A 22,813-nucleotide genomic window follows, 5' to 3' on the forward strand; every position below is an offset into this window, starting at 1 on the left:
GAGGGTACGACGACGGCGTCAGCCTCGGAGAGTGCAAGCCCCATGGCACGTCGCACCACATCAGAATCAACAGAATCGCACGAGCAGGACCAGGCCGCCGGCGACGTCGTGAGTACCCCGGCCCCGCGCCGTCGCCGACGAGTCACCGCCGCTGCCGCCGCTCCCGCCCAGGCTCCCGCTGCCGAGCAGCAAGGCTCGGTGGGCGCCTCGGACGCCGTCACCGCCTCCGGTGACGGCGAGCCCGACATCGACGGTTCCGGGGCTCCAGGCGCCTCGGCGACCGCATCGTCCCCGTCTCGTCGCCGCCGCAAGGTCGTCGCGGCATCCGCCGCCCCGCATGCCGCTCCGGCCGCCGATCCTCGCTCCGCCGTCGCTGAGGCGACCGGTGAGCCCGACGAGTCGCCGGCGGAGGAGACCGGGTCCAGCGCCGTGCCGGACACTGACGTTGACGAGGGCGTCGTTGAGGCGCAGCCCGAGGAAGAGGAGACCGACGAGGAGGACCCTGACGCCCGGGAGGATCAGGAGGACTCCGACGGCGAGCTCGCCCAGACCTCCTCGGGTGAGGACGAGGAGGAGCCGGAGGTGCCCCGCCTGCCCGCCGCCTCGCTCCTGTTCCAGGCCCCCGACCCCAGCCGGGCCCGTCGACGTCGGCGGGTCACCGCCGCAACCGCTGCCCCTCAAGAGGCGCCGACGGCGTCGCGTCACCAGGGCGCACGTGGCTGGGGGGACGAGGACGAGGCTCTGCGGACCGGCTCTCCGACCGGTGCGGGGAACCGGGACGCGGACGACGACGAGGGGGAGTCCGCGTCGTCCTCCTCGTCGCGAGCGGGTCGAGGCGGTGGACGCAGCCGTCGGCGGCGGCGGGCGGTCGCCGACTCGGGCGTGACCCAGGAGGGACGCGGGGGCTCCGCGGCAGAGGAGTCCGGAGACGATGCTGACGCCGCCGAGGCCGAGGACCAGGCTCAGGCCGACTCGTCGGACGGTTCGCCGGATGACGCCCGTGAGGGCGGGGCTCGCCGCAAGCGCCGCCGTGGTGGGCGCGGTCGGCGCTCTCGCTCACGCGGTGAGGACTCCGCGCGCAGCGACTCCGACGACGAGTCCCAGGACGCCGGGGAGAGGCCCGCCGACGCGGCCTCCCCGGCGCGTGAGACCTCGGCGGACGCCGCCGTCGAGGCGACCGCGGGAGCCACGTCCGGAACGCGCCGGCGGCGCCGTCGGTCCCGCACCCGTTCCGAGGGCGGTGACCCGCGTGACGAGGTCACCGCCCTCAAGGGCTCCACCCGGCTGGAGGCCAAGCGCCAGCGCCGCCGTGAGGGGAGGGCGGCCGGGCGTCGTCGGCCCATCGTCACCGAGGCCGAGTTCCTGGCCCGCCGCGAGTCCGTGGACCGTCAGATGATCGTGCGCGAGTCCGACGGCCTCAACCAGATCGCCGTTCTGGAGGACGGGCTCCTCGTGGAGCACTACGTCTCCCGGCACACCCAGACCTCCACGGTCGGCAATGTCTACGTCGGTCGGGTTCAGAACGTCCTGCCCTCCATGGAGGCCGCCTTCGTGGACCTGGGCAAGGGGCGCAACGCCGTGCTCTACGCCGGCGAGGTCAACTGGGACGCCGCCGGCCTGGAGGGAAGGCCCCGCCGCATCGAGGACGCCCTCTCCAGCGGTGACACCGTCCTGGTTCAGGTCACCAAGGACCCGATCGGTCATAAGGGCGCTCGTCTCACCAGCCAGATCACTCTGGCGGGCCGCTACCTGGTCCTCGTCCCCGGCGGCTCCATGACCGGTATCTCGCGCAAGCTGCCGGACACCGAGCGCAGCCGGTTGAAGAAGATCCTCAAGCGGATCGTGCCCGACTCCGCCGGAGTCATCGTGCGCACCGCCGCCGAGGGGGCCAGTCAGGAGCAGCTGACCGCCGACGTCGAGCGGCTGGTGGCCCAGTGGGAGACCATCGAGAAGAAGGCCTCCTCGGTCATGAAGGGCAGCGGCAAGGCCCCGGTCCTCCTCAAGGGCGAGCCCGAGCTCGCCGTGCGGGTCATTCGCGACGTCTTCAACGAGGACTTCCGCAGGCTCATCGTCTCCGGGGACAAGACCTGGTCGACGATCTCCCAGTACATCGACGAGGTCAGCCCGGACCTGGCCGAGCGCCTCGAGCACTGGACCGGCCCCGAGGACGTCTTCACCGCCCACCGCGTCGACGAGCAGCTCGCCAAGGGCTTCGACCGCAAGGTCTGGCTGCCCAGCGGCGGAACCCTGGTCATCGACCGCACCGAGGCGATGACCGTCATTGACGTCAACACCGGCCGCTTCACCGGGGCCGGCGGCACGCTGGAGGAGACTGTCACCCGCAACAACCTCGAGGCCGCTGAGGAGATCGTGCGTCAGCTGCGCCTGCGCGACATCGGCGGCATGATCGTCATCGACTTCGTCGACATGGTCCTGGAGTCCAACCGGGACCTCGTCCTGCGCCGGCTCGTGGAGTGCCTGGGTCGCGACCGGACCCGCCACCAGGTCACCGAGGTCACCTCGCTCGGCCTGGTCCAGATGACCCGTAAGCGGGTCGGGCAGGGGCTGGTCGAGGCCTTCTCCACCACCTGCGAGCACTGCAAGGGCCGTGGCTTCATCGTCCACGACGAGCCCGTGGAGAACCAGCAGGTCGACATGTCGGCCTCGGCCTCGCGCGGCGGACGCTCGCGCGGGCGCAAGAACCGCGAGGAGCAGGCTGGATCCGGTAAGAAGGACGCTCAGGAGACCAAGAGCAAGAGCGCCAAGAGCACCAAGGGGAGCAGTAACGCCAAGGGAGGCGCCAAGAGCGCCGCAGGGGCCGACGCCGCGGGCTCGCCCGAGTCCGGCGTCGACGACGAGGCCCGGGCCGCGGTCCGTGGCGCCCTGGCCCAGATCGCGGCCGCCGCCGAGCAGGCCCACAAGGAGGCTCAGCAGGAGAGCCAGGAGCCTCGCGATGCTCAGGAGGCCACCGGCACCCAGAGTGATCAGTCCTCGCAGGCCGAGGACCCGCCGGCCGCCAGGACACGGAAGTCGGCTGAGAAGAAGGCCGGTGAGAAGAAGTCGGCGAGGAGGACCGGCAAGAAGGCCGGTGAGAAGACTGAGAAGAAGAAGTCTGAGAAGAAGGCCGGCAAGAGGTCTGTGAAGAGCTCCGAGGATCCTGCCGAGAGGGCGGCCGGCGGGAGGTCTGAGGAGACTGCTGGGGAGTCGGTCGCCGGTCAGGGGGCTGAAGGGCCGGACGACACCAGCCCCGCGAGGAGAACGAGGAGGCGGGCCACTGCGAAGGCCACCGCGCCGTCGCCGGAGAATTCTTCAGACGCCTCCGAGGCGTCCGCCTAGCGCCCGTGAGGCCTTCGTGCCCAAGAACACAGGGGGCGGGGCGAACCGGAGGTTGGTGCTGGGAGCAGGATCGCTTAGAGTTATCTGCCGGTGCGTCTTGCGCCATTGCCCAGGACAGGGCCCTCCCGGCGAGGCTGATCGAAGCCCCGCTGCGCGTGAGAGCCTTTCGAAGAATCTACAGAGATGAGCATTCAAGTGGTCTACGCGATCGTCAAGGCCGGCGGCCGTCAGGAGAAGGTCTCCGTCGGCGACGTCGTGGTTGTCGACAAGCTTGCTGGTGAGATCGGCGACGAGGTCACCCTCGCCCCCGTCATGCTGGTGGACGGCGACAAGGTGACCACCTCTGCCGCCGACCTGGCCAAGTCCTCCGTCACCGCCGAGATCATCGGTGACGAGAAGGGCCCCAAGATCAACATCCTCAAGTTCAAGAACAAGACCGGCTTCCGCAAGCGCCAGGGCCACCGCGCTCAGCTGACGGCCGTCAAGGTCACCGCCATCAAGTGACCGCCCCGGCGTCAGCCAGTACGTGGGCATCCTGAACCTACACGCTCGAGAAGAAAGAAGCCTTCAACCATGGCACACAAGAAGGGTCTTGGTTCCTCCCGCAACGGCCGCGACTCCAACGCGCAGCGCCTCGGCGTCAAGCGCTTCGGCGGCCAGCTCGTCAAGGCCGGCGAGATCATCGTCCGCCAGCGCGGCACCCACTTCCACCCCGGCCGCAACGTCGGCCGCGGCAACGACGACACTCTGTTCGCCACCGCAGCAGGCAACGTCGAGTTCGGCACCTTCCGCGGTCGCCGGGTCGTCAATGTCGTGCTCCCCGAGGCCTGAGCCCCGAGCACATCAGTACGTCGCATGAGGGCGGACGGCAGCTGCCGTCCGCCCTCACGCTATCCCCGGACTCACAGGAGACCCCATGCCCAGCTTCATTGACCGAGTGGTCCTCCACGTGGCCGGCGGCGACGGTGGCAACGGCTGCACCTCCGTGCACCGCGAGAAGTTCAAGCCCCTGGCCGGGCCCGACGGCGGCGACGGCGGTCATGGCGGCGACGTCGTCCTGGCCGTCGACCCCCGGGTGACGACGCTGCTGAGCTACCACCGCTCCCCGCACCAGCGGGCCGGCAACGGCACCCCCGGCATGGGGGACTGGCGGCGCGGCACCGACGGCAAGGACCTCGTCCTGCCCGTCCCCGAGGGCACGGTCGTCAAGGACGCCGGCGGCCAGGTCATCGCCGACCTCGTGGGTGAGGGGGCCAGCGTCGTCGTCGCCGAGGGAGGTACCGGCGGACGCGGAAACTTCTCCCTGGCCTCCTCCAAGCGCAAGGCGCCCGGCTTCCACCTGCTGGGCGAGCCCGGCCGGGCCCGGGACATCACCCTGGAGCTCAAGACCATCGCCGACGTCGCCCTGGTGGGCTACCCCAGCGCCGGCAAGTCCTCCCTCATCGCCGCCATGAGTGCGGCCCGCCCCAAGATCGCCGACTACCCCTTCACGACCCTCGTGCCCAACCTCGGGGTCGTCGAGGCCGGCGACGTCCGCTACACGATCGCCGATGTCCCGGGGCTCATCCCCGGCGCCTCCCAGGGCAAGGGGCTGGGGCTGGACTTCCTGCGGCACATCGAGCGCTGCGCCGTCATCGTCCACGTCCTGGACTGCGCCACCCTTGAGCCGGGCCGCGACCCGCTGTCCGACCTGGACACCATCGAGGCCGAGCTCGCCGCCTACTCCGAGCGCCTGGGGGACCAGGAGGACGACCCCTCCCTCACCGGCCGCGTCCCGCTCATGGAGCGGCCCCGCATCGTGGTGCTCAACAAGGTCGACGTCCCCGACGCCGCCGAGCTCGCCGAGTTCGTGCGCGCCGACATCGAGGACCGGGGCCTGCCCGTGCTCATCGTCTCCGCGGTCGCCCACACGGGGCTGCGACCCCTGTCCTTCGCCCTGGCCGCTGAGGTCGAGCGGGCCCGTGCGATGGCCCCGGCGGCGCCCTCGAGCAGCGGTGATCCCGGCGGGACGGACGGGGCGCGCCCGGTCATCCGCCCCGCGGCGGTGGGACGCCGTGAGAAGGACAGCGTCGCCCAGGTGCGTCTGCTCGCCCACCCCAGTGAGGGGCAGGTCTACCAGGTCCGCGGTCAGCGCCCCGAGCGGTGGGTGCGTCAGACCGACTTCTCCAACGACGAGGCGGTCGGTTACCTCGCTGACCGGCTGGCTGCAGCCGGGGTTGAGGACGAGCTCGTCAAGGCCGGCGCCCACGCCGGTGACACCGTCCTCATCGGTGAGGTGGATGGGGGAGTGCTCTTCACCTGGGAGCCCTCGATGAGCACCGGCCCCGAGCTGTTGGGTGCTCGCGGCACCGACCTGCGCCTGGAGGGCGGTCGACGTCGGACCAACGTGGAGCGGCGCAGTCAGTACCACGAGATGATGGACGCCAAGGAGGCCGCGCGCCAGCAGCTGCGGGCCGAGGCCGCCGAGGGTCTGTGGACCGATGCCACCACCTGGCACGAGGGCGACGAGGACTGACGGGCGGGAACCGGTGAATCGATCAGTGACTGACAGCAGCGGCGGCCTCGATGCAGGGAGGCGTCCGGGCCGGCTGCCCGGGGGCGCCCGCGTAGTGGTCAAGGTCGGCTCCTCCTCGCTGACGCGCAGTGATGGCGGGCTCGACCTCAACCGCATCGACATCCTGGCCGGCCTGATCGCCGGGATGCGGCGGCGCGGGCACGACGTCGTCCTGGTCTCCTCCGGGGCCGTCGCCTCGGGGCTGGCTCCCCTGGGCCTGGACCGGCGCCCCGACGAGCTACGGCTCCTGCAGGCCGCCGCCTCGGTGGGGCAGGGCCGGCTCGCCGCCCGCTGGGAGACCGCGATGAGCGCCTACGGCCTGGTGACCGCCCAGGTCCTGCTGACCGCCCACGACGTCGCCATCCGCAGTCACTACCGCACGGTGCGCGCCACCTTCGACTCCCTGCTCTGCCTGGGGGCCGTCCCCATCATCAACGAGAACGACGCGGTGGCCACCAGCGAGTTCAGCCTCGGTGACAACGACCGCCTCGCCGCTCTCGTGGCCCACCTGGTGACCGCCGACGTTCTCGTGCTGCTCACCGACGTCGACGGCCTGTGGACCGCGCGGCCCGGGACCCCCGGCGCCGAGCCCATCCGGCACGTGCGCTCAGCCGCCGATCTGGAGGGAGTCAGCGTCTCCGGACGCGGCTCCTTCGTGGGCACCGGCGGCATGACCACCAAGCTCCAGGCCGCCACCATCGCCTGCGCCTCGGGCACCACCACCCTCATCGCCCGGGCCGACGACGCCGCCCGCCTCCTGGGACAGGAGCAAGTCCCCTCGGACCTGGGCACCTGGTTCGAGCCCACCGGACCGCACCGCCCCAGCCGCCGGCTGTGGATGGCCCACGCCTCCCAGCCCGAGGGGCGCCTCCTCATCGACACCGGGGCCGCCCGGGCCCTGACCGTGGGCAAGAAGTCGCTGCTGCTGCCCGGTCTCACCGGCGTCGACGGCGACTTCGAGTCCGGGGCCGTGGTCGATGTCGTCGGCCCCGATGGCGTCCTGGCTCGCGGGATCTGCCGCTACGCCGCGCCCGAGCTGCGTGAGGTCCTGACCGCCAGGGCCGCAGGCGCACCGGCGCCCGATCACGTGGCCCCCGTCGTCCATCGCGACGACCTCGCCGAGCTGCCCCGCACCGCCGGGGTCTGAGGACACCATCGGCCTCGTCTTCTATGGTGGCCCCATGAACGACGTCGACGCCCACGAGCTCGTCACCGCAGCCGCCCGAGCAGCCCGCGCCGCCCAACGGAGCCTGGCCAGGATCCCGCGCGCCGTCAAGGACGCCGCCCTGGAGGCCATGGCCCGCAGCCTCACCGAGCACACCGAGGCCATCCTGGCGGCCAACGCCATCGACCTGGATCGCGGACGCGAGGCCGGGATGAGGCCCGGGCTCCTGGACCGCCTGGCCCTGGACACCGGCCGCCTGGACGCCATCGCCGGCTCCCTGCGTGAGGTCGCCGCCCTGCCCGACCCCGTCGGTCAGGTCGTGGACGGCTCGGTCATGCCCAACGGGCTGCGGGTGCGTCGGGTTCGCGTGCCCCTGGGGGTGGTCGGCATGATCTACGAGGCCCGCCCCAACGTCACCGTCGACACCGCCGCCCTGGCCGTCAAGTCCGGCAACGCCATCATCCTTCGCGGGGGCAGCGCCGCCCAGGACTCCAACGCCGCCATCGTCGCGGCCCTGCGCAGCGCCCTGGTCTCCCAGGGACTGCCCGCCGACCTCGTCATCAGTGTCGACGCAGCCGGACGGGACGGTGCCCGAGCCCTCATGCGGGCCCACGGCCTGGTCGATGCCCTGGTGCCACGCGGTGGGGCCGGACTCATCCGCACCGTCGTCGAGCAGTCCACCGTTCCCGTCATCGAGACCGGTTCGGGCAACTGCCACGTCTACGTCGACGCCAGCGCCGACCTCCAGCGCGCGGTCGACATCATCGTCAACGCCAAGACCCAGCGCGTCGGCGTGTGCAACGCCGCCGAGACGCTCCTGGTCCACGCCGACGTCGCCCCTACCTTCCTTCCGCAGGCGGCCGCCGCCCTGTGGGACAAGGACACCACCCTGCACGTCGATCCCACCGCCCACCGGCTCCTGGCCGAGGCCGCGGCCGGCATCGGTCGCGAGGGGCTCCTGACCGAGGCCACGCAGACCGACTGGGACACCGAGTACGGCTCGCTGGACCTGGCCGTCCGCGTCGTCGAGAGCCTCGAAGAGGCCATCGACCACATCCGGGCCCACACCACCGGGCACACCGAGGCGGTTCTCGCCCAGGATGTGGGCGTCATCAACGACTTCATCGCGGGCATGGACTCGGCGGCCATCATGGTCAACGCCTCCACCCGCTTCACCGATGGCGGCCAGCTGGGCCTGGGGGCCGAGCTGGGCATCTCCACCCAGAAGCTCCACGCCCGCGGTCCCATGGGCCTGACCGAGCTGACCACGACCACCTGGATCGTCGAGGGCGAGGGTCACATCCGCCCCTGAGGCCTGATTGACCCGTCGTTCATGTTACGGTCGTAGACAGCCCTGGGGGCTTGTGAGGTCGTCTCATGAGGTCTTTGAGGGCCGGAAGGCCCGGGTGCGGGACAGCCGGGCGGAAGTCAGGCAGCGGCCAGACGGAACGAGACGGAAGGGGGCACTGCATGCGGAACCTGCTTCACCGGGTCGGTCGTGGCCGCGTCGTCGCCACGGCGGTCGTCGTCGTCACCTCCGCGCTGCTGGTCGGGGTCACCCGTATGGTGTTCTTCAGCCCCGCCGAGTCCGTGAGCGAGCCGGGCATCGTCCTGACCGGTACCCCGGGAGACACCCCGTCGCGGTCCTCCTCCACGGCGCCGAGCCAGATCGCCGGTGACGCCAGCAGTACGCGCTACGAGCACTACGACACCGAGGCGGACTCGTCCGCGGAGCAGAGTCACTCCCCCCAACCGGTTGATCCCGATCCTCCGGTCGCCGTCGACCACGGCAGCCGTCAGCCCGCTCCCGCCGTGCCCAACGTGCCCGCAGCAACCAGGGGGTCCGATGACACCTACCCGGACATCGACGACGATGACGACGACAAGAACCCCGTCAGGAGCGGTGCCGGGGATCGGGACAACGACTACGACGTCGACGACTGACCCGATCGGTGCGCGATTGTTGCTCCGCGAGTCAGGGCCTTCGGGTCAGGTGAGTCGGTAGCCCATGCCGCGCACCGTCTCCACCCGGTGCCTGCCCAGCTTGTTACGCAGGTAGGAGACGTAGACCTCCACCACGTTGGAGCCGGGGTCGAAGTCCAGCCCCCACACGGAGCTCAGAAGCTGCTCGCGGCTGAGGACCTGGCCGGGGTGACGCATGAAGGCCTCGGCCAGGGCGAACTCGCGCGCGGAGAGCTCCACGGTCCGGCCCTCCAGCGTCAGGGTGCGGGTACGCAGGTCCAGGACCATGTCCCGGTGAGCCAGCCGCATCTGGTCGGGGCCCGTGGCCTCCGGGCGCAGCCGGACCCGGATGCGGGCCAGAAGCTCCTCGAAGGAGAAGGGCTTGGGCATGTAGTCGTCCGCGCCGCCCTCGAGCCCGGCGACGCGATCAGCCACCGATGATCGCGCCGTAAGCATGATGACCGGTGCCCTCACGCCTTGACCACGAAGCTGCTGGAGCACCTCGAAGCCGTCGATGTCGGGCAGCCCCACGTCCAGGATGATGAGGTCGAAGCTCTCCTGGACCGCGAGCGCCACGGCCTCCAGGCCGGCCGAGGTGTCGTGCGTGGTGAAGCCGGCCGCCTTGAGGCCCTTGGTGAGGAAGGCGACGATCCGGGGCTCATCCTCAACAATCAGGATGCTGCTCATGGCGGATCACTCCTTGAGTGCGGTGCGGGGCTGAAGAGGCGGTCGACTCCGGGGTGTCAGTCTTGGTGGCAGGAGCGGAGACCGGCGCCTTCAGGGGGATTCTCATGGTGAACACCGAACCGGCGCCCACCTGGGAGCGTATGTCCAGCTCCCCGCCGTGCGCCGCGACGATCGTCTCCACGATACTCAGTCCCAGTCCCGTTCCGGGGGCCAGCTCCTGAGCGTCGGCGGTGCGCTTGAACCTCTGGCGCACCAGGTCGATCTCCTCGGGGGCAATCCCGATGCCCTCGTCTCCCACCCACATCAGCAGGTGGCCCTCCCGGACCGCGGAGCCCAGGGAGACGGTGCTGCAGTGCTCGGAGTACTTCACGGCGTTGGCCACTAGCTGGAGCCAGGCCTGGGTGATCCGGGTGGGGTCGATGTCGGCCCGGGTGAAGGCCGCCGACTCCAGCTGCCAGCGGCGCTCACCCAGGGCGAGGGACTTGTCGAAGACCAGCTCGGTGAGCTCGGCGACGTCGGTCGCCACGGGGGCGGTGAAGTCGCTCTGGGCGCTCTTGGCCAGCAGGATCAGATCGTCTACGAGCATCCCCATCCGGTCGAGCTCGTCAATGGTCAGCAGCTGGGTCTGACGTACGTCCTCCGGGTCGCCGGGATCGGTGAGCTCGAGATGACCACGGACCACGGCGATGGGCGTGCGCAGCTCGTGGCCGACGTCGTCGAGCAGGTTGCGCTGGGCCTCCACCGAGGTCTGGACCCGGTCGAGCATCCGGTTGACGGCCGCAGCCAGAGCGGTGAGGTCGTCCCGGCCCCTGACCGGGACCCGGGTGGTCAGGTCGTCCTCGCCGATGGACTCGGTGGCGCGCCGCAGCTGCTCGATGGGGCGCAGGAGCCGCTCGACGGCGAACCAGGCCAGTCCCGTTACCAGGGCGACGGTGAAGACGGCGGCCGCGGCGTAGAAGGCCATGGTGCGCAAGAGCTGAGACTCTGCGACCTGAAGATCGATGACGTGCACCAGCGCCCCTCGCTGGGAGCCGTCCTGCACCGGGACCACGAGAACCCGGTAGCTCGATGAGGGGGTGCGCACCGTCTCGATGACCGACTCCGATGCGGCGGCCTGAGAGGTCACCTGCTTGAGCAGCTCGGCGTCCTCCTCGGGGCGGAAGGAGACGTTGTCGGAGGAGACCCATGTCAGCTCCGTGCCGGAGCTGGTACCCACGAATCCGAGCTCGGCCTCACCGGGCCCCTCCGCCGTGCGCTGGATATGGGCGCGAAGGACGGATGAGACGTCCTCCAGGGGCCGGCCGCTGGAGGGGTCGACCCGGTCGGCCGCCAGCTGGCGGATCCGGTCGCGGCTGTGCTCGAGCCGGTTGGTGGCGTCGGCCGACACGCTGGAGTGCCCCAGCGCCCAGACGATCGCCCCGCAGGTGATGAGCGCGATGCTCGCCACCAGCACGATCGCCCACATGACGCGGGTACCGATGGTGACGGTACGTGAGGGCATCAGTGAGGTCACCTCGCCATTGTGCCCGGTCCCATCGGGCTCCGCCCGGCGAGTCCGGGCCCGGGAGGAGCCTGGAGCGAGGGGACCGAGGGGACTCAGCGCCCCACCCCGGCGTAGGTCCACCCGGCCCGGCGCCAGGCCGCCGGGTCCAGGGCGTTGCGTCCGTCGATGATGACGCGATCGGCGACGCCGACGCCGGCGTCGGCGGGATCGAGGGCCACGAACTGGTCCCACTCGGTCAGCAGCAGGACGAGCTCGGCTCCCTTGAGCGCCGCCTTGGGGTCGTCCTCCAGAGTGAGGTGGGGGTGGGACCGGGCCACGACGGGCAGGGCCTGCGGGTCGCACACGGTGACCTCCGCCCCGAGGTCGGCCAGACGGGAGGCGACGTCCAGGGCGGGGGAGTCGCGCACGTCGTCGCTCAGGGGCTTGAAGGCCGCCCCCAGGACGGTGATCGCCTTACCGGTCAGGTCGCCGCCCACGTGGGTGCCGGCCAGCTCGACGATCCGGTCGCGCTGCTCGCGGTTGATGGAGTCGACCCGTCCCAGCAGGTCCGCCAGGTGCACGGCGCCGTGCAGGTCCGCGCTGGCCCGCAGCGCCCGGATGTCCTTGGGCAGGCAGCCGCCGCCGAAACCCACGCCGGCCTGGAGGAAGCGCCTGCCGATGCGCGGGTCGTGGCCGATGGCGTCGGCCAGGACGGTCACGTCGGCCCCGGCGGTGTCGCACAGGTGGGCCATGGCGTTGATGAAGCTGATCTTGGTGGCCAGGAAGGAGTTCGCCGCGGTCTTGACCAGCTCGGCGGTGGGGTAGTCGGTGACGATCCGGGGGATGCCCTCGTCCAGCAGGTCCCGGTAGACGGCGTCGAGCGCGGCCTGGGCCTCCTGGGCGTCCCGGGGGTCTGCGGGCACGCCGTAGACGATGCGGTCGGGGTGGAGGGTGTCGGCCACGGCGAAGCCCTCGCGCAGGAACTCGGGGTTCCACAGCACCAGGGCGCGACCGGCCAGGCGCTCGGCCACCTGCTGGGCGGTGCCCACGGGGACCGTCGACTTGCCCACCACGAGGCTGCGTCCGCCCTCGGGCAGCGTGTCACGCAGCATGTCGACCACGCTCCACAGTTGACTGAGGTCGGCCTGCCCGCCGGTGGCTGACTGCGGGGTCCCCACGGCGATGAAGTGGACGTCGGCCTCGGCCAGCTCCGTCGGTGTCGGCCTCGAGGTGAAGCGCAGGTCGCCCTGCTGGGCTCCGGTGGTCAGCAGCTCGGGAAGACCCGGCTCATAGAAGGGGGCGCGGCCCTGGGAGAGGGCCTCGACCTGCTCGGGCCGGGTGTCGATCCCCAGGACGTGGTGTCCCAGGTGAGCCATGGCGGCGGCGTGCACGGCGCCGAGGTATCCGCAGCCGATGACGGTGATCTTGAGGGGGTTCATGAGTCGTTCCAATCGTTCGTGAGGTCCAGAGAGGTGAAGGGTGAGGCCTCTGCCAGGCAGTGGCGCACCCAGGCGGGCAGCCACCGGTGGGCAGCGGGTCTGAAGGCGTGGACGAAGACCAGACGCAGCGCCGATGAGCGGTAGTAGGCCTCCAGACGCTCCGTCGTGGTGGGCAGCGTGCGGGCCAGGTCGTCGAGCAGGTCCCGGACCCGTGCATGGGACTCAGGGCCGAGCCGGCCCCGAACCGCCATGAGGTCCACGTGGGCCCAGAGGTTGCCCAGGTCGAGGGCGGCCTCGGCCATGGCGGCGGTGTCCAGGTCGAGCAGGGACAGGTCTCGCCCGTCCCACAGGAGCTGGCCGTCGTGGAGGTCGCGGTGGGCGATGACGTGCGCCCCGTCGTCCTCCCGCAGCCTCAGGCAGGTGTCCACCACCTGCTCGCGCAGGAGGTTCGACTGGTCGATGACGCCGTAGCGATGGGCGGAGGCGAACCAGCGGCGCAGCACCTCGGTCTCCTGCCGCGGCCCGTGCACGGGCAGGTCGGCCTCGGCGCGGGCCAGGTGCGCCCAGGAGTCCGCGAGCCTCCTCCATGCGGGCAGGCCGGCGTCGCCGAGCTCGTCGAGGCTGCGGCCGGGCAGCAGCTCGAGGTCGACGACGTCGTCTGCGTCGCCCAGGATCCTGGGAGTGCGCAGGCCGGTGACTCGCAGGACCGAGGCGGCGGTCGTGTGCGCCCGCACCAGGGAGACGGCCTTGTGGGGCCGTACGATCTTGCGGACCCGGGTGTGCTCCATCACCACGGCGCGGCGGCCGGCGCGGTGGACGACGAGCGCCCCGGTCAGGTGAGCGGACAGGGCCGGCAGCTCCGGGTCCGTGGCGTAGGGCAGCAGGTCGGGGGCGGCCCCCGCAGTGACGTGCCCGGCGCGCAGGCGGCCCTGGCCATCGACGCACTCGATGCTCGCGGTTGCGGGCACCGAGGTCCGGTGCTCGGGCCAGGCCCGGCGTATTCCGGGGACCGCGTGCAGCGTGCTCAGCATGCCCGTCATCTCTGTCTTCCTTGTCGTCTCAGCGGTCGGTGTCGTGTGTGCCGCTTCCGTCATGTCCAGGCCGCCTCCTCCTGCGGGGCCTCAGCGATGCGCTTGATGGCGGCCATCTCGGCCCCAACGCGCTCACGCCAGGACGGATCGGCCTGACGCAGGGGATCGGCCAGCCGTGCCAGACGTGACAGGGCGATCGCCGTCCCCAGCTGATCGGTGGCGGGTACCGCTCGATGCTCGCCATACCCCTCCAGCAGAACGCGCCGCAGGGACGGCGGGATCACGGCGAGGTAGGAGCCCAGGTCCGCGGCAGCCGACGCCAGACGCACCCGGTCGAAATCGGTCAGCCAGATCCGCCCGGTCGAGTACTCGTACAGCACCTGGTCGGGGGAGAAGTCGCCATGGCAGAGAACCGGTTCCCCCGGGATCCGGGCGGGCAGCATGCCGCCCACCTCCCGCACCCCGTGAGCCAGCTCGGGGGCCAGGACCTCGAGCTGGTGGGCGTGGACCTCGGCCAGGTCCCGTGGATCGGGGTGCTGACGCGGCAGCCGCCCTACGAGCCCCGGCTCCAGCATCCCCGTGCAGGAGTGGAGCTCGGCCAGCAGCGCTCCCACGCGCCGCGTGGCCGCGACCGTCGCGTCATCCGCGACCTCGGCCAGGTCCGTGTCGCCGCACCACTGCTGGAGGCTCGCGTGCCCCTCGCACCGGGCCACGGCCTCAGAGCCGAGGAGACGCGGTACCGGGAGAAGACCGGACAGGGCGTGGTGGACGTCGTCGGCAAGTCCTTCGGCGCGCGCCCGCAGCCGCAGGACAGCGGAACCGACTCGCAGCACGAGACGCCGTGAGGGGTTGTAGCGCAACAGGTCACCGGCCTCCCAGGCCCCCAGCGCCCCCTGGCGGGTAGCGCGTGCGATCGGCTCGGCCAGCTTGGGGTCGGCGTGAACCGGTCCGCTCTGCAGCAGCAGGTCGCCATCCACGGCCCGAGTGACACGGGGCCGCTCAAGTCCCAGGGAATCGGCCAGGCGCTCGGCCTGGGCGGCCTTGGAGTGCGAGACCGGCCAGAGCAGCCGGGCCCAGCCGGTCACGACTCCGGTGCTCCGCTCCGCCAGCGAGACCAGGATCGAGACCTCCGGTTTAATGCGCAGCCTGTCGGCTCGCACCGGTTGCCCGAGCAGCTCACTGAGTCGGTCGGCGTCGAGCACGGTGGACAGGGCAGCGGCCGTGGTAGCCGTCGTCGCCGTGGTCGCCGTGGTCGCTGGAGTCTCTGGAGCTCCTGGAGTTGTCGTCGGAAGGCTCATGATCCGCTTCCCTCCAGGGCGAAGGAGTCGGACAGCCGGCTGGCCGCCCACCGACGGAACTCGGCCGAGGTGTCCATGAGGTGCCGGGGGCTCCCCTCCAGGCGGATCCACCCGTCCTGGATCCACACCACCCGGTCGGCGCGCATGGCCGCCTGCGGGTCGTGGGTGATGGTCAACGTCGTGCGTCCGGCCACCAGCTCGTCTATCGCCTGGAGCACCGCCGACGTCGAGGTCGGGTCCAGCCCGGTGGTCGCCTCGTCCAGGATGATGATCGGCGAGTCGCGCAGCAGCGCCCGGGCAATGGCGATGCGCTGGCGCTGGCCGCCGGAGAGGGTGCCGCCCCGCTCACCCACGGCCGTGTCGTAGCCGATGGGCATCTGGGTGATGAACTCGTGGGCATGGGCGGCGCGTGCGGCCGCCTCCACCTCCTCGTCAGAGGCCTCCGGGTGTCCCAGACGGATGTTCTCCCGGATCGTGCCGGTCAGCAGCACCGCCTCCTGGTGCAGGACCGAGACCTGTGAGCGCAGGAACCTCAGGTCCAGCTCGTCCAGGCTGTGACCGTCCAGGCTGACCGTGCCCGACGTCGGATCCAGGGCCCGCACCACCAGGGACGCCAGGGTGGACTTGCCCGAGCCCGAGGGGCCCACGAGGGCCACGTGCTCACCGGGGACCACCGTCAGGCTCACACCGTGGAGCACCTGCCGGCCCTCGTAGGCGGCGTGCACGTCGTCGAAGTGGACCATGCCGTGGACCGGGTCCAGCACGATGGCGTCATGCGGGGAGACGATCTCGGGCTCGACCGCCATGAGGTCGGCAACGCGTTCGCCCGAGGCGGTCGCCCGGGCGATGCGGCCGGTGTACTTGGCCATGTCCCGCAGCGGCTTCATGGTGGTGCGCAGGTAGGTCGTGAAGAGCACCAGGTCTCCCGGGGACATCGCGCCGCTGAGGACCCGGATACCGCCGCCGACCATGACCACGGCGGTGGCCACGCCCACGATGACGTCCGTGGAGCGCTCCAGGCGCGCGGCGATGCGGCGCGAGCGCACCCCCTCGCTCAGGGACACCGTGTTCGCACCCGTGAAGCGCTCGTGCAGCAGCGGCTCCAGACCGTAGGCCTGGACCACCTTGATGGCGCCGAGCGCCTCCTGAGCCGTGTTGGCCAGGTTCCCCTCCGACTTGCGGCTGCGCAGGGAGGCCGCGGAGATCCGCCGCGAGTTGCCCGAGGAGGCGACGACGAAGGCCACCACCGCCATGACCACGATCATGGCCAGCAACGGGTCCAGGAACACCATGACCACGACCATGACCAGCAGGGTCAAGGTGTTGGCGGCCATCGGCAGGCCCGCGGTGACGGCCACCTCCTGCATGCGGTTGACGTCGGCGATGAGACGCTGGACGGTGTCCGCGCTGCGATTGCGGGCGTGGAACTGCTGAGAGAGCCCCTGGACGTGGTGGAAGGCCCGGCTGCGCAGGGAGGCCGCCGTGCGCGAGCCCACCAGGGCGAAGGCCACGGTGGCCAGGTAGTTGCACACGGCCCGGCCGGCCACGATGACCAGGAGGGCCACGCCGAGCCCCACCAGGGAGGAGGTCGTGGCGGGTGCGCTGCCCGTGTGACGGCCCAGAGCCGCCACCAGCGAGTCGATGACGATCTTCAGGGGCCAGGGCTCCAGGACCCGGAAGACGACCTCCGCCAGAAGCACCGCAGTGCCGCCGGCCATGAGACGCCACTGCGGCGCCGCATCGGGGCCCACCAGGCGCAGGGTCTGACGCATCGGGGAATGACGCATCCGGGAACGACCGTGCCGACGACGAGGAGATGAAGCCATCAGCGCTCACCGTCCTCAGTAACCCCGGCCAGCCCCAGGATCCGGGCCACCGTTGAGCTCCAGGAGTGGTGCTCCTCGGCCAGGCGGCGCCCACCGCGCCCCATCCGAGCACGCCGGTCGGGACAGGCCGCCAGATCGTCCAGTGCCGCGGCCAGAGCCGTGGGGTCCGAGGGGGGCACGAGCACGCCGTGCCGTTCGGACCCGTCCCGAAGCAGCCGGGGGACCTGGCCGACGTCGGAGGCCACGACCGCGAGCCCCGCGGCCAGGTACTCCAGGACCTTCATGGGGGAGAAGTACTGCTGGTCGCTCCCACCCAGGTCCGGGTAGGGGGCCACCCCGATCGCCGAACCCGCCATGTGGGCGGGGACGTCCTGCGGAGCAACCGCCCCGCGGAAGTCCGCCTCCACCCCGAGGCGCTCGGCCTGAGCCCGCAGCGCCCCCATTTCGGGGCCGTCACCGATGATCCGCAGGCTCCAGCCCTCACGCGCCAGGGCCGCCGCCGTGATGAGGTCGGCCACCCCGTGCCAGGGCTTGAGGGTCCCCACGAAGGTGACGACCACCCGGCTGGGGTCCTCCGGCTGAGGCCGGATACGGCGCACGCTCACGCCGTTGGGCACGGTGTGGATCCTGCCGGAAGCGTCATCGCAGCCCGCTGGGTCGGCGGTGCGACGACGCACCCAGTCGGCCACGGGATCCGAGACGCAGACCGTGGCCCTGGCGGCCCCGACCTGGCGACGCAGTACCCGTGCGGCACCGGAGGCATCCACCAGCGAGCGGTGACGACGCTGCTCCTCGATCAGCGGAGCATTGACCTCCAGGATCCCCGGCACCCCGGTGGAGGCCGTGATGTCGGCCAGCGCGGTGGAGAACAGCGAGTAGCGCTCGTAGACCAGGTCGGCTCCGTCGTCGATCACCCGTGAGGCGATCCGCTCAGCGGCACGCACCTGCGCCCGCTCCCGCTCGGCGGCCTCGACGTCGGCCACGGCCTCCAGGTGCGGCTCCAGGTCGTCCAGGTCATCGGGAACGTGCTCGCCGCGGCGCACGGCGTACAGCACCACCTCATGGCCGGCGGCCCTCAGCTCGCGGACGACCTCCTGGATGTGTACCGAGGCCCCTTTGGTCCCGAACACCGCAATGCCCGGGTCGCAGCAGATGTAGGCGATCCGCATCAGGCGGCTCCTTCCCGGTCGGTCAAACGCACGGCGGGAACAGGGGGAGCGGGGCGAGCCCCCGACTGCCAGGCGGCCAGGACCTCTGCCTGGGCACGGGAGTCGAAGTGCTCCTCGATGAGCCGGCGCGCTCCCCGCGACAGGGAGACGGTGTCCACCTCGCCCATCGCGACCCCACGCAGGGCAACGGCCAGCTCGGCCGGGTCCCCAGGCGGCAGCAGGAGCCCGGTCACGCCGTCACGGACCACCTCCGGCAGTCCCGAGACCGCGGTGGCCACCACCGGGGTCCCGCAGGCCATCGCCTCCAGGACCACCGTCGGCAGACCGTCGATATTGCCGTCGGCCGCCTCGATGCACGGCGCCACGAAAACGTCCGAACGCGCCAGCAGGTCACGCACCTCCGCCTGCGTGAGCGGCCCCAGCAGGCGGACCCTGCCCGTCAGGCCCAAGCGTTCGATCTGCGCGGTCAGACGCTCGCGCTCGTCACCGTCACCGGCCAGCTCCACCTCGACGTCGACGCCGGAGCTCACCAGGATCCGCACCGCCTCGACCAGGTCCGCGAAACCCTTCTTGGGCACCAGACGCCCTACGGCGCACACCCGCAGCGGCCCCGCCACCCCGGTCGGAGCCGGCACACGGTAGGCGAAGCGATCCAGCTCGATGGCGTTGTAGCGCAGCGACACCGTGGCCCCCGTGCCCGCCAGCACCGTTTCCAGGTGCTCCTCGTTGTACCGGCTGATGGCGATGACCCGCTGCGCGTCGCCGCAGATCCGACGCAGCCACGCCGGGTCCACGGACTCATGGAAGATGTCCTTGGCATGGGTCGTCACCGTGTAGGGGATCTTGGTCAGGGACGAGGCGATCCATGTGACCCTGCCCGCCAGCGACGCGAAGTGCGCGTGCAGGTGGGTGATCGAGTCGCGACGCACCTGACGCGCCAGCTCCACCCCCTGAGCGACCTCGTCACCGGGAAGATCCGCCAGCACCGGCATGATGGCGGCGAAGCGCTCGCGGTCGTCCTGGCGGGACAGGCCGCCGGCGAGCTGGCTCCACATGTCGATGGCCCGCTGCGGGCGTCCCACCCAGCTGACCCGGGCCGCCACCCGGGCGATCTCGGGGTGGAAGCGCGAGTCCGTGGTGGGACGCAGCGCGTAGATGCTCAGGTCCTCGCCCTGGGCCTCGCGGGCCAGGATCTCGGTGACGATGAAGGTCTCCGAGAAGCGCGGGTAGACCTTGAGGACGTAGCCGATGCGGGTGTCGGATGCGGGACTCATGCGGGGATCTCCAGACTGGTGAGGCTGTTGAGGGGGCTGTCGAGGATGTCGAGGCCGTCGGTCCGGCCGATGAGCTCGGCGGCGAGCCGGGGGACGGTTGCCAGGCCGTCCAGGCGCAGACGACGTCGTCCTGCCGGCTGGTTGCCGGCGTCGGCGTCCCGGTCCCGCAGATGCTTCGTGAGCCATCCCTCCAGCGCGGCAGCGCTCAGGTCCGTGACCCGCAGGAGGTCCACGGCGCCCGCGTCCTTGAGGGCAGCGGCCCGGATGAGCTGCTCGAGGCGGGGCGTCTCACGGGGCACGAGGAGCGCCGGGGTGTCGGAGGCGAGGATCTCGCTGACCGTGTTGTACCCGGCCATCGAGATGATGGCCGCGGCCTGCTGGATGTGGTGGCTCATCCCGGGCCAGGTCCGGCGCACGGTGGTGCGGGGACCCGCCACCTGGGCGACCTGGTGGAACAGGGCGGCGTCGAGCTGGGGACCGGTGACCACGACGTGCCGGTACCCGTCTGGGACGCGCGCGGCGGCCGCGGCGCGCAGCAGGGCGACGCCGTCGGAGCCGCCACCGGCGGTCGTCATGATGAAGGGCTCCGTCTCCTCGGTGTTACCGGCCAGGGCCGTGGACGCTGCGGTGCCGTCCGTGGCCTCCGCGACGTCGCGGCCGTGGGCGAGGTAGCCGGTGTAGCGCATCCGCTCCCTCAGTGCCGGCGGGGCCTCCCCGGCGGCGCCCAGGTCGTGGACCGAGGCGTCCCCGTAGACCCAGACCTCGTCGATGAGCCGACGTAGCGTGTCGACATCGCCGAGCGCGTCCCACTCGTGCTGCACGGTCGTGGGCGTGTCCAGGACCTCGCGCAGGCCGAGCACCACGCGTGCGCCGGGGCGTGACTGACGCATGCGTGCCAGGGGCTCGCGCAGCTCCTGGTGCACCCCGTAGGGGTGACGGTCGACGATGAGCAGGTCCGGGGCGAAGGTGCTCAGGACACCGGACAGCAGGGAGCCGCGGACCAGGGTCAGGTCCTCCCGGGTGATGCGCAGGCGCTGGGGCAGGTAGGTGCCCCTGGCCTTCCTGACCCCCGGCAGCACCAGCCAGTCGAAGCCGTCCGGAAGCCGATGCTCCTGGCCCGGCGCCAGCCCGGTGATGACCAGGCCGGTGACATCACGACCGGTGAGCCCCGGCAGCGCCCGGGCCAGGTGATGGGCCAGGGCGAGATTGCGGCGGAGGTGTCCCAACCCCTGGGCGTCGTGGCTGTAGAGCGCCACCCGTAGGGGAGCGGTTGTCATGGATCGTCTCTTCTCTTGGTGTCAGTCCTGGATCGTTCTGGGACGATCCTGACCGGCCAGGAGAAGACGACGATTAAGGGGGGATGAGAAGGCTCTCAGGTTTGTCGGGGGACTAAACCAGCTGCACCTCGGCGCCCGCCCGACGCAGGGCCGCGACCTGGTCGGCGGGGGCGCCGTCGTCGGTGATGACCAGGTCGATCTTGGCGGTGGGGCAGATGAGGGCGAAGGCGGTGGTGCCGAGCTTGGAGCTGTCGCACACGACGACGACGCGTTGGGCGGCATCGACCAGGGCGGCATTGACGGCGGCCTCGCCGTCGTGCTGAGTGTAGGCCCCCCGGTCATCGAGGCCCTCGACGCCCAGGAAGAGCGTGCCCACGCTGATCGAGGGCAGGATGAGTCCGGCCAGCGGACCGGTGAGCTCGAAGGAGCGGGCCCGCGCGATACCGCCGGTCACGACGACGCGTACGCACTGGCGCACGGTCATCTCGTTGGCGATGTTGACGGCGTTGGTCACGAGGGTGACCGGCACGTCCGGGTCGGTCAGGTCCGGTAGCAGCACGATCTCCCGAGCCACCTCGGTGGTCGTGGTGCCGCCGTTGAGGCCGATGGAGTCGCCCGGGTTCACCATGGCGGCGGCCGCCTTGGCGATACGGGTCTTCTCATCGGCCATCTTCGAGGTGCGGTAGCGCAGAGGCGGCTCGGTGGAGGTGGGGTTGGCGACGGCGCCGCCGCGGGTGCGAGTGACCAGCTGCTGATCCGCCAGGTGGTCGAGGTCGCGCCGCGCGGTCGCCGCCGAGACTCCCAGGCGCGCGATGATGTCATCGATATGGACACTGCCCTCGTCCATGACGATGTCGAGGATGGCCGAATGGCGATCATGCCGAGACATCTCGGTCCTCCTGGAGCTCAAGGGGCTGCCCGGGGCCGGGGGAGTGGGGCCGCGTGGCGTTGGGGCACGGAACATGATTTGTGCATCAACTACTTGCCTTATCCTGGTGACCGCGCGGCAGGTAGTCGGTGTGCTGATGCCAGCATAGATCAGGAATGCCCTCAGTTGCCCGCTGAGAGCGACACATAGCGATACGAACCTTGCTACTGTCGTCGACATCAATCATGCCAACGTGTGGGGCGGTGGTCCCGTGGGCTTGCCGCCCCGCCCCTGAGAACAGAGAAAACATGGGACATCCCGCAGACCTTTCCGAGTGCTCCTGCTCCAGGGGGCGCACTGTCGCACTGGGGGTCGACGTCGGTGCCGACCGTATCACCGCGGTCCTCGCCGATGGTCGGGGACACGTCATCTCCTCCCTGGAGCGCCCGGTCCCAGGCGGCTGCGGTCCGGACGGCCTGCGACTGGCCGAGGAGATCGCCGGCGTCATCGACGCCCTGCGTGCGAGCACCGCTGACGAGCTCCTCGGCCAGGGGTCCGGTGGGGAGGCCGAGGATTCGGCGCAGGCGTTGCCGGCCCTGGTGGTCGGGGTCTGTGTGCCGGGCGTCGTCGACGAGAACGAGGGGTGGGTCCGTCACAGCGACGCGCTGGGACTGCAGGACGTTGCGCTGGCGAGTCTCGTCAGCCGGTCCCTGGCGACTGAGTCCGCCGAGTCCGCCGGGTCCGTCAAGGTGGTTCTCTACCAGGAGGCCCGATGCGGCGCCTGGGCCGAGAGCCGCTGGGGAGCGGGCGGCGAGAGCTGCCTCTACCTGACCGTCGGTGCCGGTATCTCCTGCGCCGTCCTGCTCGACGGCGTCCCGGTGCTCGGTGGGGGGTGGGCCGGACAGGTCGGACGGGTCCTGGTCTCCGATCCCGACTGGAGCGGTGAGAGGGCCCGCTTGGAGGATGTCGCCTCCGTTGACGCGATGGTGGGGCGCTACACGGCCGGCATTGTCGATGACTCTGTTGATGGCCCTGCTGATGACTCCGTTGATGGCCCTGGTGGCGCAGCCTCGATTGCGTCGCCAGCCGGCTCGGGGGAGTCCGACGTCGTCGTCTCCGTTCGGCGCACCGGTCCGGTCGCCTCGGGGCTCGATGCGCTCCTCAGCGCGATGCGCTCGGGGGACCGGGAGGCCCGCCGTGTCTGGGACACCGGCCTGGACGCGCTGGCGGATCTCATCGCTCGTGGTGTCGGTCTGCTCGGACCCCTCGACGTCGTCGTCGGATCGGAACTGACCCGGGCGGGGGAGGCCGTCTTCCTGGAGCCGCTGCGTCTGCGCGTCGCGGACCTCATGGCCGGTCTGCCGGTGCCGAGTCTGCTGCCGGCCCGGCTCGGGAAGCCGGCTTCGGCCTTGGGCGCGGCCGGGCGCGCTCTGAATGGCTGATA

At 71.2% G+C, this 22,813-nt stretch carries 18 protein-coding genes; 8 read left to right on the top strand and 10 right to left on the bottom strand.

Annotation, left to right across the window (positions count from 1 at the left end; all coding sequences use genetic code 11):
- Nucleotides 1-42: 42 nt before the first annotated feature.
- The 7 genes from HCR68_RS02010 (at nt 43) to HCR68_RS02040 (ending at nt 8,999) form a co-directional block, all read left to right on the top strand.
- Nucleotides 43-3,336, top strand: a complete 3,294-nt coding sequence (locus HCR68_RS02010; protein WP_167145714.1) for an Rne/Rng family ribonuclease — start codon at nt 43-45, stop codon at nt 3,334-3,336.
- A gap of 183 nt (nt 3,337-3,519) precedes the next feature.
- Nucleotides 3,520-3,840: a 50S ribosomal protein L21 gene (gene rplU / locus HCR68_RS02015; RefSeq protein ID WP_004565174.1), complete on the top strand. Its 321-nt coding sequence runs from the start codon at nt 3,520-3,522 to the stop codon at nt 3,838-3,840.
- Between the two features lie 69 nt (nt 3,841-3,909).
- The gene (rpmA, locus tag HCR68_RS02020) at nt 3,910-4,167 is read left to right on the top strand and encodes a 50S ribosomal protein L27 (RefSeq protein ID WP_009746875.1); all 258 of its coding nucleotides are present in this window, start codon (nt 3,910-3,912) and stop codon (nt 4,165-4,167) included.
- Nucleotides 4,168-4,252: 85 nt separating this feature from the next.
- The gene (gene obgE, locus HCR68_RS02025; RefSeq protein WP_167145716.1) at nt 4,253-5,851 is read left to right on the top strand and encodes a GTPase ObgE; all 1,599 of its coding nucleotides are present in this window, start codon (nt 4,253-4,255) and stop codon (nt 5,849-5,851) included.
- A 25-nt stretch (nt 5,852-5,876) separates the two neighbouring features.
- A complete protein-coding gene (gene proB / locus HCR68_RS02030; RefSeq protein WP_243858879.1) occupies nt 5,877-7,037 on the top strand; it encodes a glutamate 5-kinase in 1,161 nt (386 codons plus the stop codon).
- Between the two features lie 34 nt (nt 7,038-7,071).
- Complete coding sequence (locus HCR68_RS02035; RefSeq protein ID WP_167145718.1) at nt 7,072-8,367, top strand: glutamate-5-semialdehyde dehydrogenase; 1,296 nt, start codon at nt 7,072-7,074, stop codon at nt 8,365-8,367.
- Nucleotides 8,368-8,525: 158 nt separating this feature from the next.
- Entirely contained in the window at nt 8,526-8,999 is a 474-nt protein-coding gene (locus HCR68_RS02040) for a ubiquitin carboxyl-hydrolase (protein ID WP_167145719.1), read from the top strand.
- A gap of 45 nt (nt 9,000-9,044) precedes the next feature.
- Here the strand turns inward: HCR68_RS02040 and HCR68_RS02045 are convergent, their stop codons facing one another.
- The 10 genes from HCR68_RS02045 to HCR68_RS02090 form a co-directional block, all read right to left on the bottom strand.
- A complete protein-coding gene (locus HCR68_RS02045; RefSeq protein WP_167145721.1) occupies nt 9,045-9,704 on the bottom strand; it encodes a response regulator transcription factor in 660 nt (219 codons plus the stop codon).
- Complete coding sequence (locus HCR68_RS02050) at nt 9,682-11,205, bottom strand: HAMP domain-containing sensor histidine kinase (RefSeq protein ID WP_243858891.1); 1,524 nt, start codon at nt 11,203-11,205, stop codon at nt 9,682-9,684. Before HCR68_RS02050 ends, HCR68_RS02045 begins: the two co-directional genes overlap by 23 nt.
- A gap of 95 nt (nt 11,206-11,300) precedes the next feature.
- Nucleotides 11,301-12,626: a UDP-glucose/GDP-mannose dehydrogenase family protein gene (locus HCR68_RS02055; RefSeq protein ID WP_167145725.1), complete on the bottom strand. Its 1,326-nt coding sequence runs from the start codon at nt 12,624-12,626 to the stop codon at nt 11,301-11,303.
- Nucleotides 12,623-13,666 carry a phosphotransferase gene (locus HCR68_RS02060; protein ID WP_243858880.1) on the bottom strand — a complete coding sequence of 348 codons (1,044 nt, stop codon included), beginning with the start codon at nt 13,664-13,666 and terminating at the stop codon, nt 12,623-12,625. The genes HCR68_RS02055 and HCR68_RS02060 overlap by 4 nt, the downstream gene beginning before the upstream one ends.
- A 50-nt stretch (nt 13,667-13,716) precedes the next feature.
- Nucleotides 13,717-14,955 (bottom strand): aminoglycoside phosphotransferase family protein, encoded by a 1,239-nt coding sequence (locus HCR68_RS02065; RefSeq protein ID WP_167145729.1) that lies wholly within the window; start codon nt 14,953-14,955, stop codon nt 13,717-13,719.
- Entirely contained in the window at nt 14,952-16,727 is a 1,776-nt protein-coding gene (locus tag HCR68_RS02070; RefSeq protein ID WP_167145730.1) for an ABC transporter ATP-binding protein, read from the bottom strand. The genes HCR68_RS02065 and HCR68_RS02070 overlap by 4 nt, the downstream gene beginning before the upstream one ends.
- 53 nt (nt 16,728-16,780) lie before the next feature.
- Entirely contained in the window at nt 16,781-17,950 is a 1,170-nt protein-coding gene (locus tag HCR68_RS02075) for a glycosyltransferase family 4 protein (protein ID WP_167145732.1), read from the bottom strand.
- Nucleotides 17,950-19,224: a glycosyltransferase gene (locus HCR68_RS02080; protein ID WP_167145734.1), complete on the bottom strand. Its 1,275-nt coding sequence runs from the start codon at nt 19,222-19,224 to the stop codon at nt 17,950-17,952. Before HCR68_RS02080 ends, HCR68_RS02075 begins: the two co-directional genes overlap by 1 nt.
- Nucleotides 19,221-20,501, bottom strand: coding sequence for a glycosyltransferase (locus tag HCR68_RS02085; RefSeq protein WP_167145736.1), 1,281 nt, complete (start codon nt 20,499-20,501; stop codon nt 19,221-19,223). Before HCR68_RS02085 ends, HCR68_RS02080 begins: the two co-directional genes overlap by 4 nt.
- 112 nt (nt 20,502-20,613) lie before the next feature.
- A complete protein-coding gene (locus HCR68_RS02090; RefSeq protein ID WP_167145737.1) occupies nt 20,614-21,390 on the bottom strand; it encodes a DeoR/GlpR family DNA-binding transcription regulator in 777 nt (258 codons plus the stop codon).
- 287 nt (nt 21,391-21,677) lie between these two features.
- Between HCR68_RS02090 and HCR68_RS02095 the strand changes: the two genes are divergently transcribed.
- Nucleotides 21,678-22,811: an ROK family protein gene (locus HCR68_RS02095; RefSeq protein ID WP_167145739.1), complete on the top strand. Its 1,134-nt coding sequence runs from the start codon at nt 21,678-21,680 to the stop codon at nt 22,809-22,811.
- Nucleotides 22,812-22,813: the final 2 nt, after the last annotated feature.

Source organism: Actinomyces sp. ZJ308 (assembly GCF_011752065.1).
In the GTDB taxonomy this organism is placed as follows: Bacteria; Actinomycetota; Actinomycetes; order Actinomycetales; family Actinomycetaceae; genus Actinomyces.